Here is a 14500-nt window from a genome sequence, read left to right as displayed (position 1 = left end):
TCGCCTAAAGCCTGCTGGCAGTAAGGTTCTATATAACTGCCCCTCCGCATCTTCCCACAAATCCGTGATTCGTAAGACGTAATTCGTAATTTGCGTCAAAATATTTGGGAATTGAGTATTAAGAACCTGGCAGGACAAACAGTATTTTACGGATTGAGCAATATTGTGAGCAAACTGCTCAATTATTTCCTTACTCCTTTTTATCTGACCATCTTAACCCATGCTTCATTTGGGGAGATGTCCAACGTATACGCCTATATCCCGTTTGCCAATATTGTGCTGACATACGGTATGGAAACGGCCTTTTTCCGTTTTGCGAAAAAGGAGAATAAGGCACATGTGCTGGGGACTTCTGTTATTTCGCTGCTGTGTTCCACCTTTGTGATCACCATCCTGCTGCTGCTGTTGCGGTCGCCGATCATTAACTCCTACACCGGGCAGCTGGCCGGGCTCAATGGTCATCCTAACTACTACACCTATGTGGTAATGATTATGGCCATCGATGCGCTCACAGCCATACCATACGCCCAGCTGCGCCTGGAAGGAAGGCCGGTAAGGTATGCTGCCATTCGTATAGCCGGAATAGTTACTACCATCTTTTTCAATATTTTCTTCCTGGTCATCTGTCCAAAGTTGTATGCCGCCGGCCACCACTGGCTGCCGGATGTGCAGAGCGGCAGCGATCAGACAGGGTATATTTACCTCAGTGCCATGCTGGGCAGCGCCATCACCCTGGTACTGTTCCTGCCTCAGCTACGCAAAATAGAGTGGAAGTTTGATGCCTCCTTATGGAAACAAATGATGCATTATGCCCTCCCCCTGATTATTGTGGGAATGGCGGGAATGGTCAATGAAACCTTCGACAGGGCCTGGTTTTTACCCCAATTCCTGCCAGGCAATGACATGGAGGCCAAAAAAGAGATCATTGCCCTTTACAGTGCCAATTATAAACTGGCGATCCTGATCACGATGTTCATACAGGCATTCCGGTTAGGAGCGGAGCCTTTTTTCTTTAAGCAGGCCGAAAGCGGCGATCCGAGAAAAATGTATGCCCGCATCATGAAGCTGTTTGTGATCATGCTCTGCTTTATGTTCCTGTTTGTAAGTCTTTACCTGAGTATCTGGAAAGCTTTCCTGCGGGTACCTTTCTATTACCAGGGTATGCGTATTGTGCCGGTGCTGTTATTGGCCAATATGTTCCTGGGGATCTATTACAATCTTACTATCTGGTTCAAACTGACCGACCGTACCAAAACCGGTGCGGTGATTACCATTATCACCGCCCTGCTGGCCTTCCTGCTCAATTACTGGTGGATACCGGTAATGGGCTACTATGGCGCCGCACTGGCCACCATGGTCTGCTATTTTGTACAAATGGTCGTTTGCTACGTCTGGGGCCAGAAGTATTACCCTATTCCTTACCATCTCCCTAAACTTATTACCTACATAGGGCTGGCAGTGGGAATTTACTATGTGTTCAACTGGTTGAACGTGCTGGTACTGTCTCCCAAAGATATCTACGCGCTCAAACCCCTTCCCCTCGCAGTGGCTACGGCTTTCTTTGCCGCATATGCCTGGTTCATTTTCCGTATGGAGAAGAAGGAGTTTGCCCGTTTCCCGGTAATCGGGAAGTATATCAAGGTCTGATTAATCCACTAAGAAAGGATTGTGCTTTTTTTCAAAGCCAATTGTGGTGGCAGGTCCGTGGCCCGGAAATACCTTCACGTCGTCCGGTAGTACGAAAAGTTGTTCCCGGATACTTTTCAGCAGGGTAGCGTGATCTCCGCCCGGCAGATCGGTACGGCCAATGCTCTGATAAAACAGTACATCCCCGCCTATCAGGAAATGCTGGCTGGCACAATAGAAGCCAACACTACCCGGAGAATGGCCAGGAGTAAGCAATACGGTTATTTCATGCTCACCGAAGAGGATCTTTTCTCCAGCTTCCAGGTAACGTCCGGCGCCGGGAGAGGGCTCAAACGGAATATTATACATGGCCCCGGCACGCTGGGAATTGTCCAGTATAGGTTGTTCCAGTTCGTGAAACTCCGGACGCACTTTATACGTATCTGATACCAGCTTATTACCGAATATATGATCAAAGTGGCAGTGAGTATTCAATAATCTTATAACATTTAACCCGTGCGTTTGTATATATTGTAATAATTCTTTTCTTTCGTCCTGAAAATAACACCCTGGGTCTATAATTATACATTCATTTTTTCCGTTAATAAGCAGGAAAGTGTTTTCTTGTAGTGGACCAAAAGTGAATTGTTGTATTTCAATCATTGTAACCCGATTTTTTTAGGCTAATTTTAAAACAGATCACAATATTATCAATACTTTCTGTATGAACAGATTTATTACCAGGTTATTATTCCACGGTACCCTATTACTTGGAACGATAGTATCGCAGGCCCAGACCAATACAGTAGAATTCGGACAAAATCGTGTTCAGTTCAAGAACTTTAAGTGGAGATACTATCAGAGCCGGCATTTCAATACCTATTTCGCCCAGAACGGGCTGGAACTTGGTAAGTATGCCGCCCAGGTAGCCGAGAAGGAATTACCCCAGCTGGAACAGTTCATGGAATCCAACCCCAGACAACGTATTAATATTGTGGTTTACAACTCGTTCGGCGAAATGAAGCAGTCCAATATCGGTATTGGGCTGGAATGGCAGAATACCGGAGGGGTGACCAAACTGGTGGGTAACAAAATGATCGTCTATTTTGACGGTAACCATGAAAACCTCCGCCGCCAGATCCGGCAGGGGATCGCCCGCATTATGCTGGAAACCCTGCTGTTTGGGGAAGATATCGGCGAATTTGCCGGTAATGCTGCCCTCATCGACTTCCCGAAATGGTTCACCGACGGATTTATTGGTTATGCAGCTGAAAACTGGACCGCCAAACAGGATGAAGAGTTGAAACAAATCATCATGTCCGGCAAATACAGCAACTTCAACTCCCTGGCATATGACCATACCTTCCTCGCCGGCCAGGCTTTCTGGTACTACGTGGAAAGCAAATATGGCAAAGATGCGGTGCCTTACCTGATGTACATTACCCGTATCAACCGTGGTTTGAAAAAGGGTTTTGAACAGGTATTGAACCAGACACCGAAGAAAGCCACCAAAGACTTCTTCGTATTTTATCAGAAGAGATTCCAGGAAGATAACCGCCGGAGAAAGACTTCCGCCAAAGGCCGCACCATTGTAGCCCAGGAACTTTCCTCGAAAACAGACTACTACCGCTTTAACCCGAATCCTAAAAATAATTCCTACGCCGTTGTTGAATTCAAAAAGGGCGTATACCGCGTACAGATACAGCTTGGATGGAATAAACCAAAAGTACTGTTACGCAGCGGGGTAATGCAATTGGCCAACCAGGTGGATCCGAACTATCCGCAGATGGCCTGGAATACAAAAGGCAACCGCCTCGCGGTAGTATACGAGCACGAAGGCAAAACCAAACTGATGATCTACGACCTGGTAACCCGTACGACCCTACGCCAGGAACTCAACCAGTTTGACCGTGTCATAGATTTCAAATACATGCCGGTACAGGAAAATACCCTGTTACTGTCTGCCGTAAAGAACGGACATACCGACATTTTCACCTATAACATCAGCAATTCCAAAACAGACCAGATCACCAACGACGTGTATGATGACCTGGATCCGTCTTTCGCCGCCTTCCCCGGCAAAAGCGGGATCCTCTATTCATCCAACCGCCCTGGTCCTAAAGGAAGAGGTAGCGATACTTCCCTGATGAACAAACCGTTCAACATCTTTATGGTGGATAACTGGAACAAAAGCTCTGAGAAACAGATCACACAGCTCACCGACCTCCAGTATGGCAACGCCAAACTGCCAATGCAGTACAATACCACCCACTTTACCTTTGTTTCTGATGCCAACGGTATCCGTAACCGTTATGCCGGGTTCTTCAAATCCCAGGCTGCAGGCATTGACTCCCTGTTCTATGTAGGTTCTGAAATTCTTCATAACCCTGATCAGGAAGAACTGGATTCAACGCTGGCTGCCTACGGTACCAGTGCTCCTGATTCAGTAGAGGCAGTAATGATTACCAAAGATTCGACCTATAACTTCCCTATTTCCAACTATCCTTATGGCATCCTGGAATCAAGGATTACCGGTGAAAAAGGAGAGGTATCCGAAGTAGTGCAGTATGCCGATATCAAACGCCTGATGAAGTTGAAGGTAGACACCGTAGCGTTGAAGAAAAGAAATATCACTGCGCGGAATACCAATTTCAGGAGAGCACAGATGCACGCCGACAGCCTGCGTCAGGGCCTCCCGACTTACCTGGCGCCTACAAAAGATACCACTACCCATCCGAACTTCTTCCAGAATGAATTTGGTAATGAGCCGGCAGATACTTCTACCAGCGCACCTATTCTGAGTAAAGAACCGTCGCTGTTTGAAAAACGGAAAGAAGAGGAGTCTATTCTTAAAAAGTCAAAGCTGTTCCCGTATAAATTTAAGTTCGCTTCAGACTACCTGATCCTGCAACTCGATAACTCGGTACTGGTTAATAAATATCAGCCGTTTACCGGCCCGCCACAAGGTCCTATCCGTCTCACCGATCCGGTGAATGGTTTGATCAAGATTGGTGTGAGTGATCTGTTTGAAGACCTGAAATTCAACGGGGGCTTCCGTATTCCGTCATCCCTGCAGGGTTCTGAATATTTCTTCAATGCCAGCTACCTGAAAAAACGGTTCGATTATAAATTCACTTACTACCGTAAGGTGGATAAGAGCAGTGGCTTCTCGCTGAGAGACCAGGATGGCAATGATTCTATTTTCATACCAGCCAAGCTGATTACGAATATCTACCAGGGAGAAATCAGGTATCCATTTGACCAGGTTCGCAGTATCCGCTTATCAGCGGGTATCCGTACCGATAAACTGGTGAAACAGGCCGTAGAAAAGCAATCCCTGAAAGACCCGGATTACAAGGAAACCTACGCATTAATGCGCCTGGAATATGTGTACGACAATACGATTAACCCGGCCATTAATATCTGGAATGGTACCCGTTATAAAATTTATGGGGAAACCAATGCACAGATCACCAATGGCGGATTAAATGAATTGTTTAATCCAGGTCTGTCTGCTGCAGCACAGGGCAGGTTTACCTATAACATGGGCGTGGATATCCGTCACTATGAAAAGATTTACCGCAACTTCATCTGGGCTACGCGCTTCTCTATGGATATGTCGTGGGGCACGCGGAAACTGCTGTACTACCTGGGTGGTGTAGATAACTGGCTCAACCCGCAGATCAATACCAAGAACCCGGTAAACCTCAGTGAAAACTATGCGTTCCAGACCCTGGCGGAAAACCTCCGTGGTTACAAACAGAACGCCAGAAATGGTAACAACGTGATGGTATTGAATACAGAGCTTCGTTTGCCGGTATTTGCCACCTTCATCGACAAACCTATCAACTCTGCTTTCCTGCGTAACTTCCAGGTTACTTCCTTTGTGGACATAGGTACTGCATGGAACAAGAAGCTGAGCTTTAAAGATGCCAACTATACCAACTATCCTAATAATGACCGTGATCCTGACGTGATCACCCGTGTGAAAGAAGGTTTCCTCGGGCCATTTGTAGGTGGTTACGGATTTGGTGCACGTACTACCATTGCGGGTTACTTCCTGCGTGCAGATGCGGGATGGCCTGCAGTAGCGTTTTTCAGAGGCAGCCCGATCTGGTATTTCGCGATGGGGGTTGACTTCTAAGCGAATCTGATTTGATCCTGTTTTATTATTAATATTTCGGGGAGATAAAAGCGAATAAATCCGCTTCTATCTCCCCGAATCTTTTTACAAAAACACTGATACTAATATCAATTACGTTGGTAAGCGCCGAAGGCGCTCCTTATGCGTGTTGCTTTTTTACCAAAGGATACATCAGGCTAAGAAAAATACCCATACAAACCGTGAAAGCCCAGGCGTGGCGGTTTTCAACGGGATGCAGCACAATGTCCCGCATATCGCCGAGCAATGTGAACGGATCTTTCACAATATCCCAGCTGTTATATCGTAAGTATCTGCCGATGTATACGCCCATACCGCAGAGGAACATTACCGGGAAGGTAAACAACCAGGCAGGCCAGCGGCTATGACGGTTACTCCACATTTTCTCCATGCTGCGGATAGACATATAGCCCAGCATCATACCATTCCAGGCAAAGGAAAATATCACGAACAGGTCAAACCAGAGCGGCACGCCACCATCAAACAGGTGGAACAGATCTGTGAGGATATAGGGTGCATTGGGAATAAACAGCAGCCATACTACAAAGCAGGCGTACCAGTTATACCGGTTCTTTATTTTCTCCGGATGTTTTTCCATCCAGCCGGTGATCAGGAAGGGAATCCAGGCCAGGAAAAGGTTCCAGATAAGGGATACCCTCAGATAGCTGCCGGTATGTAATACACGAAACAGGAGCAACGCCATACTAAACAGCACAGAAGCATATAGTGTGTACTGATGCCGGGAGCGGCCAATACGATGTTGTAATAAACGGATGGTTCTCATCAATTGCATATGGTTACTTTTAGATGGATTAAAAGATATAAGGAATAAATATGACAGCCCCTATGATAATGGCGGCAATGGCGGCGATTAATACCGCACCGGCTGCTACGTCCTTGATGAATTTCACTTTCGGATGCAGCTGCGGCGACAGGTGATCCATTGTTTTTTCTATGACCGTATTGAGCATTTCCGTAATCCACACCAATGCCACAGCAAGGATGATCCAGAGCCATTCCGGCGTTGCGATCCTATACCAGCAACCGGCTGCGATGACCACTACCGTGGCAACGGCATGAATACGTGCATGTGGCTCACTGCGCAGGAAGGCGGCAATGCCGTTAAAGGCGTATCCGAAACTCGCTAACCGTTTGCTGATATAAGACTTCTCCATGTTTGTGTTTATTGCTGGATATGGGTGTTTTTTTGTCCGATCTTATCCCACTTGATAGTAGTACTGAAATACATGATCAGGGCGAGAATGATAAAGAGGCCTAAGCTTCCCATCAGTAATGCCTGATCTTCTGCTCTGATAATCACATAAATGAATCCGTACAGGATGCTGAGGGTAACCCCGATGCCTGCTGCGATACGGGCGCTTTTAAAGGCAGCTGCCGTATATGCAATTATCAGACCTATTGTGAGTACACTGGCGATAATATATGCTATCATAAAGTTAATTTGTTCTGAGATAGAGATGAGCAGGGTATAAAAAATACAAAGGGCTAACCCGATGAGGGCGTATTGCAATGGATGAAGGGCGCGGCGCTGTGATAATTCAATAAAATAGAAGATAATGAAGGTTAACCCGATGATAAGAATAGCATACTTGATGGCTCGCATCGACATCTGGTAGCTCTCCGCCGGCATGAATAATTTGATACCAAAATCGGCGGAATGGATATTAAACTTTTTGCCTTCCCAGCTCTGGGGATAGCTACGGTTCAGGTGTTGTACCTGCCAGGTGGCACCAAATCCTTTATCATCTACCCGTAATGTTTTCGGAGGAAAGGCCTCATCAAAGCTGGGATCCGTCCAGCTGGAATTAATCCCTACGGTGGTAGTTTTACCAATGGGGGAGAAGCTGATCCTGCCGGAGCCTTTGACGCCCAGTTCCAGGGTAAAATCGCCGTTAACGCCGCTGGTATCTCCGGGAGCAATAGCAATGGGCGTCTGGATACCAGCATTGAACAGGTCGCTGCTGACCACTCCTGGATTAAACAGGTAGTTTTTGCCGTTCCACATCATCTGCACCTGGTTGTCGATGCCGTGCAGATCGCTGATGCCAATCATTAAAAACGCATGTCCCCAATCTAAGGCGGAAGGAGGGATATTTAGCGACGCCAGGGCATCCGGCTTAAAAGTGCCGCTCAGCTGCAGTTTGGCATGATACACTGCCACATTAAAAATGCTGCGGTGCCGTTTCTCCGGTAACAGTTCCCCGTTAATCTTCAGGTTTTCCGGCAGGAGATAAACATAAGTGGGTTCATTCACGGCTCCCTTATACGGAATGGCCAGCACAGGACCTGTAATATTCTGTTCACCACCCCAGCGGCTACTGATTTCGTGGGTGGCTTCATTTTGGCGGTCGCGGCGTTCCAGGATCAGATCCTGCATCATATGTGCCGGGATGAGCAGTACCAGCATCAGTACTACAATGATAACCGCCTTGATGGCGTAGGCGTAACGATCAAAGAAAGATGGGGATTCATTTGTTGAAGGTTCCATGTTTTTTGTTTTTAGAAAGCACTTTGCAATTCAAAGTAAAAGGGCAAAAAAAATTTATTTAGTGAATTTTATCATGTGTTCCAGGGCAACGAGATGGCCTTTGAAGGCTTTCTCCCCCGCAGCGGTAATCGCATAGGTGGTATTGGTTTTTCGCCCAATAAACCCCTTATGCACCTTGAGATAACCATTTTCTTCGAGTGTACTGAGGTGAGATGCCAGATTCCCGTCTGTTACTTCCAGCATCTGTTTGAGATCATTGAAATTGACTTCCTCATTCACCATCAATACACTCATAACGCCCAGGCGTATACGGCTCTCGAAAATCTTGTTTAAGTTACCTATCGGGTTCATGCGATTGATTAAATAGTCCTTTTCCTTTCATATTTCCACCACATCAGCGCCCCATAGATAATATGCAGCAAGCCGAAACCTACAGCCCAAAAATAAAGGCCATAACTCAAATAGAAAAGATTAATTGTGCCGAGAATCACTTCACAGATACCCAGGTACTTTACATCCGGCAGGGTGTACTTGCTGGCATTGATAATCGCCAACCCGTAAAACACCAGACAGGTAGGCGCTACCAGCCCTTCGAGGTGATTGTATAATAGTCCGGCTATGAAGGCTCCGCCCGCTGCCAGAGGAATTGCTGTATTAATTAATACCTTTTTTGAAGTCAGATCCCAGATCGGTAAATTATTTTGCCGTGCTTTACGCCAGGTGAAAAAAGTACCTCCTATCAGCGCCGCCACCAATACCGCCAACCCCAAAGCAATCAAACGGAACTTTAACTCCAGAAAATCATTATGGCTATGTATGCCGGAAACATTCCAGTTATAGTAATATTCCTTCATCCAGCTATTGGCGATAAATGCCCCTACCAGGCCGAAGATACCGGCAGATATGCCACTTAATCCACTCAGCGAAATGAAACGGCTGCTGCGTTCCATCATTCGCTTAATGTCTGTTAACGCTTGCAGGTGTTGTTGGTCTGTCATACAGAAAAGTACTTTGCAATACAAAGCTAATTGAAAAATTTAAATCACAAAATATATTTTTTTGTCATAACAACGTTACCTAAAGGATACTGACTGTCCGAATTCGCAATAAATAATATAATATTGTTGTCAGATATGGTTGGCTGGAAAAGAATATTAGCAATAATCATCGGCGTAAGCGCATGGGGTTCGGGTTTGATGGCGCAGCAGTATAAGGTTAGTGGAGTGGTTAGAGACGCGCACTCACAGGAAATCATTCCCTTCGCCACTCTTCAGTTTGTGCATACCCAGACCGGTATGGTCAGCAATGCGGAAGGAAAATACCTCTTCGAATTAAATGTTATCCCATCAGATTCATTGCTGGTAAGGGTAATGGGATATAACATCCTTAAATTACCCGTAAACAAAGAACTGAAAGATCAAACGATCAATTTTGAAGTGACCCGCTCCGATGTTTCTCTGAAAACATACGAAGTAAAAGCCGCTGTTAACTGGGCGCTCATCCTTCTCAAACAAATCATCAAGCATAAACCGGAAAATAATTATAACCGCCTCGATAATTACAAATATGAGGTGTATAATAAACTGGAGCTGGACATGAAGAATCTCAATAAAGAGAAACTTGGCAAAAACCGCTTCACCAAACCTTTCGCGTTTATCCTGGAGAACATTGACAGTACCTCGGAAGACAAACCCTTTCTACCCATTTTCCTCACGGAAACATTATCGGATTACTACTTTCAGTCAAGCCCACGCAAAACAAAAGAAGTGATCAAAGCCGCCCGTACCTCCGGCATCGATAATGAAAGCGTAACCAAGTTCCTGGGCGGAATGTACCAGAACATCAATGTTTACGACAACTTCATCCCGGTATTTGATAAACAGTTTGTAAGCCCGATCCATCACAACGGCGCCTTCTATTACGATTACTCCATTGCAGATACACAATACATCAACAGCCAACGGTTTATCAAACTAAACTTTACCCCTAAACGTAAAGGAGAAAATACATTTATCGGAGACATCTGGGTGCATGACACCACCTATGCCGTACAGAAAACCACCCTGTCGGTACCCCGCGATGCCAACATCAACTTCGTTCATAAAATCAGCATGGTACAGGAATTCCGGCAATTGCCCGATAGCTCCTGGTTCCTTTATAAAGATAAATTTATCGCCGACTTCTGGGCTCCCAGCCCAAGACCCGGGAAAACGTTCGATTTCATAGGGCGGAAAAACACGACCTATGATAACGTGATTACGAATGATACCGCTGCGACCAACATCTTCGGTGACAAAAAATACCCGGAAGCGGTAGTGGTACTGGATAGCGCCCGCATCAGGAAAGATTCTTTCTGGATGGATAACCGCCCGGAAGACCTCAGCAAAAACGAAGAAGGCATCTACAAAATGGTAGATACCCTTCAGAAAATGCCGCTTTTCAGAACCTATTCCAATACCATCCGTTTCCTGGCCACGGGTTATAAACCCATTGGACCTATTGAATGGGGCCCTTACTACTACCTGTTTTCCCAAAACAGGCTGGAAGGTTTCCGCCTGAGACTGGACCTCGGTACCACGCCTAAATTCAATAAAGATCTTTACCTGTACGGCTACCTCGCCTATGGCTTTAAAGACCAGGTATACAAAGGAAAAATGTCTGCGCTCTGGCTGCTGAAAAGACATCCGCGCACTTACCTGTATGCCGCATATACCAAAGATCTTGACAACGGTACCCACTACTACGATGAAGTAGGTACAGACAATATCTTTACCCTCGCCATCCGTAAAGGCGGCGTACCGCAGAAGTTTTTAATGATCGATGAAAAACGCTTCGAATTCTTCAAGGAATATTACAGCGGCTTTTCTCACCAGATTTCCCTGGTACATAAACAGGTAAGGCCTTTTGAACCGCTGCCTACAGCTGCTTTTTATCCAAAGGCACCCAATGGCCGCGACCCGCTCACCAGCATGGAAGTGGAAGTGAAATTCCGTTATGCCTTCCATGAGCAATTCCTGGAAGGAAATTATTACCGGATCAGTCTTGGTAGTAAATACCCCATCGCGGAATTTAAATTTGCCGCCGGCGTACCTGGTATTGCCAACAGCGGACAAAACTACCAACGTGCTACACTCAGTGTATCCGACTACGTGAAACTGCCGCCTTTCGGTTCTTTCTACTACAATGTTTTTGGCGGTAAAATTTTTGGTACAGTTCCTTATACTTCACTGGAAGTACATCCGGGTAACGAAATTTACTACTACAATAAGTATGCATTCAATATGATGAACCGTTTCGAGTTCATCAGCGACCAGTATGCAGGTTTTAACGTAGAACATACCATCGGCAATGGTATCTTCGGATATATCCCATTGATAAAAAAACTGAAATGGCGCCAGTTCTGGACCGCTAAAGGCGTTATCGGTTCGCTTTCTGAATCCAATAAACAACTGAACCTGAACAACGGCTATCCCTTCAAAACATTACAAGGCGATCCTTACCTGGAATTAGGTACCGGTATAGAAAATATCTTCAAATTCCTGCGGGTAGATTTCATCTGGAGAGTAACACCGGACGTAGAAAAAGGAGAACCTGCCAACAAACGTTTTGGCGTATTCGGTAGCTTCAAATTACAGTTTTAACAACAGATCATGAAAGATGTAACACATACCCCGCTATTTGAATCCATTCTGCGAGGAGAAATAGATGGGAGTTCTTACGATCTGGAAAACGATTACCAATGCATTAAGATGCAACTGGATGGAGCTGAGAAAAAATTACAGTTACGGTTCATCAATGATGACTATAAAATCATCCTGGAATTTCATCAAACCACTATCACCTGCTTCACCCTTTTACCTGAAAAATCGCACGGAAGCACTTCTCTGGAAAATTTTTACCGGGGTCAGTTTAAATTCAATAACAATCTCCACGAAATAACTGCCCAGGGCAGGCACTATTATTATCTTTCCTTCCTTGGAAGCGAAGCCATGGAGCTGTTCGCCAAACGTGTTACCCTTTCTTTAAGCCGTCTCAATTCCTGAATAAATTCATAACAATTGCTGTAACTGTTTGTTATAGGAGTACTTTCTCTGTTTCAAACAAAACACATGTGCTATGGGTAAACTGGATAAAAAAGTAGTTTTTATTACCGGTGGCAATTCCGGTATTGGTAAGGCTTCTGCGCTGGAAGCCGCTAAAGAAGGCGCCATTGTAGTGGTAGCCGATCTTGCTTCGGTTGATCATGAACCCACCATTAAAGAATTAACAGCTTTAGGAACGCAGGCGTTGTTTGTGCCGATAGATGTATCGGATGTAGAAAGCGTAAAAGCGGCTATCAACACCACTGTGGAGAAATTCGGCAGGTTGGATGTGGCGCTTAACAATGCGGGGATTGGCTCACCTTATCATGGCGTGCACGATATGCCGGAAGAGGTATGGCATAAAGTGATCAACATCAACTTAACCGGGCAGTTTTATTGCGTGAAATATGAACTGCAGCAATTCCTGAAGCAGGGTGGGGGCGTGATTGTTAATTTATCGTCGCTCGCCGGGCTGGTAGCTGAACCCGGACTGGTACCCTATACCGCCGCCAAACATGGTGTATTGGGCATTACTAAAAACGTAGCAGTACAATACGGACATCAGAACATCCGTGCCAATGCCATCTGCCCTTATTACATTGATACGCCGTTGCTCAATTCTCTGCAACCGGAGCTGAAAAAGCAATGGGAAGAACACACGCCTATCAAGCGATTGGGACATGCAGAAGAAGTAGCGAAAGCGTTTATTTATTTTGCATCAGATGACAGCAGTTATTGCAATGGAAGTATCCTTACTTTGGATGGTGGGGTATTGGCTGGTGGCTGAGGATTTTTCCGGAAGATAAAAAACGCCGCGAAGACCCTGTGATGCGATCTTCGCGGCGATTGTATTATGCCCTGGTAGCTGCTTCTGCCGCTTCGCAGATAATACTGCAGGCCCATTTAATTTCTTCTTCTGTAATAATCAACGGTGGTACAATACGCATGCATTCCGCTGCAAAAAGGAACCAATCCGTTACGATGCCTTTATCGATACAATAATCAATGATCTTTTTGTTGAGGGGGAAGTTCTCAAACTCCACGGCAATCATTAATCCCAGCTGCCGCACCGATTTAATGGCGGGGTGTTTCAACTGTGCTACGAATAACTGCCCCTTTGCATTCACATCTTTCAACAGATCCTGGTCCAGCAAAGCCTGGAACCCGGCACGACCAGCGGCACAATTTACCGGGTGGCCACCAAACGTAGTGATATGGCCTAACACCGGGTTATTGGTTAGTGTCCACATGATATCATGCGAGGAAATAAACGCGCCCAATGGCATACCGCCACCCAGTGCTTTACCGAGTAATAATACATCGGGAACAATACCGAATTGTTCAAAAGCCCACAGTGTACCATTTCTCCCGAAACCGCACTGTATTTCATCCAGGATCAGTAAAGCGCCGGTAGCGGTACACTTATCACGCAGTGCGTGTAGCCATTCCCGTTGTGGTACATTTACACCGCCTTCTGCCTGCACACTTTCCGCAATTACGGCAGCGGTTTTATCCGTGATGAGTTCCAGTGATTCAAAGTTGTTGTATTCCAGGTGTTGAATACCCGGCAGCAATGGCCGGTAGGCATTACGCCAGTATTCATCGCCCAGGATGCTGAGTGCGCCCTGGGTAGAGCCATGATAGCTCCTGTTAAAGGCCGCAATTTCAGACCGGCCTGTAAATCGCTTGGCCAGCTTCATGGCGCCTTCTACGGCTTCTGCACCTGAATTGGTAAAGTATACACAGTCGAGTTGTTTGGGAAGATGCTGCGTTAGCAAAGTGGCAAAGGCCACCTGCGGCGATTGTACAAACTCACCATATACCAGCAGGTGCATATATTGCTGCGCCTGTTCCTGGATGGCCTTTACTACGGCAGGGTGACAATGCCCTACATTACAAACGCTGATACCGGCAATAAGGTCGAGATACCGTTTTCCATTCACATCCCACATGTACATGCCTTCCGCCTTTACGATCTCCAATGCCAGCGGAGCATCAGAGGTTTGCGCTACGTGCTGCAAAAAAAGTTGCCTGTTGTTCATATCACTAACTACTCAGTTCTTTGCGAAGTTAGAAAACAACTGCTAATTAGTAATTGTTATATTTGTAACATAAGCACTA

At 45.9% G+C, this 14500-nt stretch carries 12 protein-coding genes; 5 read left to right on the top strand and 7 right to left on the bottom strand.

The window, feature by feature from the left end; all coding sequences use genetic code 11:
• The first annotated feature begins 111 nt into the window (after positions 1 to 111).
• A complete protein-coding gene (locus BMW79_RS05550) occupies positions 112 to 1647 on the top strand; it encodes a lipopolysaccharide biosynthesis protein (RefSeq protein ID WP_143059087.1) in 1536 nt (511 codons plus the stop codon).
• Here the strand turns inward: BMW79_RS05550 and BMW79_RS05545 are convergent, their stop codons facing one another.
• Positions 1648 to 2289, bottom strand: a complete 642-nt coding sequence (locus tag BMW79_RS05545; protein ID WP_089891628.1) for an MBL fold metallo-hydrolase — start codon at positions 2287 to 2289, stop codon at positions 1648 to 1650. It lies immediately after the preceding gene.
• A 61-nt stretch (positions 2290 to 2350) separates the two neighbouring features.
• Between BMW79_RS05545 and BMW79_RS05540 the strand changes: the two genes are divergently transcribed.
• Positions 2351 to 5770 carry a hypothetical protein gene (locus BMW79_RS05540; protein WP_089891625.1) on the top strand — a complete coding sequence of 1140 codons (3420 nt, stop codon included), beginning with the start codon at positions 2351 to 2353 and terminating at the stop codon, positions 5768 to 5770.
• Between the two features lie 139 nt (positions 5771 to 5909).
• Here the strand turns inward: BMW79_RS05540 and BMW79_RS05535 are convergent, their stop codons facing one another.
• The 5 genes from BMW79_RS05535 to BMW79_RS05515 are packed head-to-tail and all read right to left on the bottom strand — an operon-like array spanning position 5910 to position 9295.
• The gene (locus BMW79_RS05535) at positions 5910 to 6581 is read right to left on the bottom strand and encodes a DUF1361 domain-containing protein (protein ID WP_089891622.1); all 672 of its coding nucleotides are present in this window, start codon (positions 6579 to 6581) and stop codon (positions 5910 to 5912) included.
• Positions 6582 to 6600: 19 nt separating this feature from the next.
• A complete protein-coding gene (locus BMW79_RS05530) occupies positions 6601 to 6963 on the bottom strand; it encodes a diacylglycerol kinase family protein (RefSeq protein WP_089891619.1) in 363 nt (120 codons plus the stop codon).
• Between the two features lie 8 nt (positions 6964 to 6971).
• Positions 6972 to 8297 (bottom strand): cell envelope integrity protein CreD, encoded by a 1326-nt coding sequence (gene creD / locus BMW79_RS05525; protein ID WP_089891616.1) that lies wholly within the window; start codon positions 8295 to 8297, stop codon positions 6972 to 6974.
• A gap of 54 nt (positions 8298 to 8351) precedes the next feature.
• Positions 8352 to 8648, bottom strand: coding sequence for a winged helix-turn-helix domain-containing protein (locus BMW79_RS05520; RefSeq protein WP_089891615.1), 297 nt, complete (start codon positions 8646 to 8648; stop codon positions 8352 to 8354).
• Between the two features lie 8 nt (positions 8649 to 8656).
• Complete coding sequence (locus tag BMW79_RS05515; RefSeq protein WP_089891612.1) at positions 8657 to 9295, bottom strand: hypothetical protein; 639 nt, start codon at positions 9293 to 9295, stop codon at positions 8657 to 8659.
• Between the two features lie 135 nt (positions 9296 to 9430).
• On the opposite strand from BMW79_RS05515, the gene BMW79_RS05510 reads away from it, so the two are divergent.
• From BMW79_RS05510 to BMW79_RS05500, 3 genes are all read left to right on the top strand, one after another.
• Positions 9431 to 11938, top strand: a complete 2508-nt coding sequence (locus BMW79_RS05510) for a DUF5686 family protein (RefSeq protein ID WP_089891609.1) — start codon at positions 9431 to 9433, stop codon at positions 11936 to 11938.
• Between the two features lie 9 nt (positions 11939 to 11947).
• Entirely contained in the window at positions 11948 to 12340 is a 393-nt protein-coding gene (locus BMW79_RS05505) for a hypothetical protein (protein ID WP_089891606.1), read from the top strand.
• 73 nt (positions 12341 to 12413) lie between these two features.
• A complete protein-coding gene (locus BMW79_RS05500) occupies positions 12414 to 13166 on the top strand; it encodes an SDR family NAD(P)-dependent oxidoreductase (RefSeq protein ID WP_089891604.1) in 753 nt (250 codons plus the stop codon).
• 64 nt (positions 13167 to 13230) lie between these two features.
• Here BMW79_RS05500 and BMW79_RS05495 read toward each other — a convergent pair whose 3' ends face one another.
• Positions 13231 to 14421 carry an aspartate aminotransferase family protein gene (locus BMW79_RS05495; RefSeq protein ID WP_089891601.1) on the bottom strand — a complete coding sequence of 397 codons (1191 nt, stop codon included), beginning with the start codon at positions 14419 to 14421 and terminating at the stop codon, positions 13231 to 13233.
• Positions 14422 to 14500 lie beyond the last annotated feature (79 nt).

This window comes from Chitinophaga arvensicola, from assembly GCF_900110835.1.
GTDB lineage: Bacteria > Bacteroidota > Bacteroidia > Chitinophagales > Chitinophagaceae > Chitinophaga > Chitinophaga arvensicola.
The sequence above is the reverse complement of the archived record's forward strand: the minus strand, read 5'-3'. Positions and strand labels throughout refer to the sequence as shown.

What these genes read in the sequence shown, in the direction of transcription:
- BMW79_RS05545 (WP_089891628.1), bottom strand. Translation starts at nt 2,289, where the DNA reads ATGATTGAAATACAACAATTCACTTTTGGTCCACTACAAGAAAACACT.
- BMW79_RS05540 (WP_089891625.1), top strand. Translation starts at nt 2,351, where the DNA reads ATGAACAGATTTATTACCAGGTTATTATTCCACGGTACCCTATTACTT.
- BMW79_RS05535 (WP_089891622.1), bottom strand. Translation starts at nt 6,581, where the DNA reads ATGCAATTGATGAGAACCATCCGTTTATTACAACATCGTATTGGCCGC.
- BMW79_RS05530 (WP_089891619.1), bottom strand. Translation starts at nt 6,963, where the DNA reads ATGGAGAAGTCTTATATCAGCAAACGGTTAGCGAGTTTCGGATACGCC.
- creD (WP_089891616.1), bottom strand. Translation starts at nt 8,297, where the DNA reads ATGGAACCTTCAACAAATGAATCCCCATCTTTCTTTGATCGTTACGCC.
- BMW79_RS05520 (WP_089891615.1), bottom strand. Translation starts at nt 8,648, where the DNA reads ATGAACCCGATAGGTAACTTAAACAAGATTTTCGAGAGCCGTATACGC.
- BMW79_RS05515 (WP_089891612.1), bottom strand. Translation starts at nt 9,295, where the DNA reads ATGACAGACCAACAACACCTGCAAGCGTTAACAGACATTAAGCGAATG.
- BMW79_RS05510 (WP_089891609.1), top strand. Translation starts at nt 9,431, where the DNA reads ATGGTTGGCTGGAAAAGAATATTAGCAATAATCATCGGCGTAAGCGCA.
- BMW79_RS05505 (WP_089891606.1), top strand. Translation starts at nt 11,948, where the DNA reads ATGAAAGATGTAACACATACCCCGCTATTTGAATCCATTCTGCGAGGA.
- BMW79_RS05500 (WP_089891604.1), top strand. Translation starts at nt 12,414, where the DNA reads ATGGGTAAACTGGATAAAAAAGTAGTTTTTATTACCGGTGGCAATTCC.
- BMW79_RS05495 (WP_089891601.1), bottom strand. Translation starts at nt 14,421, where the DNA reads ATGAACAACAGGCAACTTTTTTTGCAGCACGTAGCGCAAACCTCTGAT.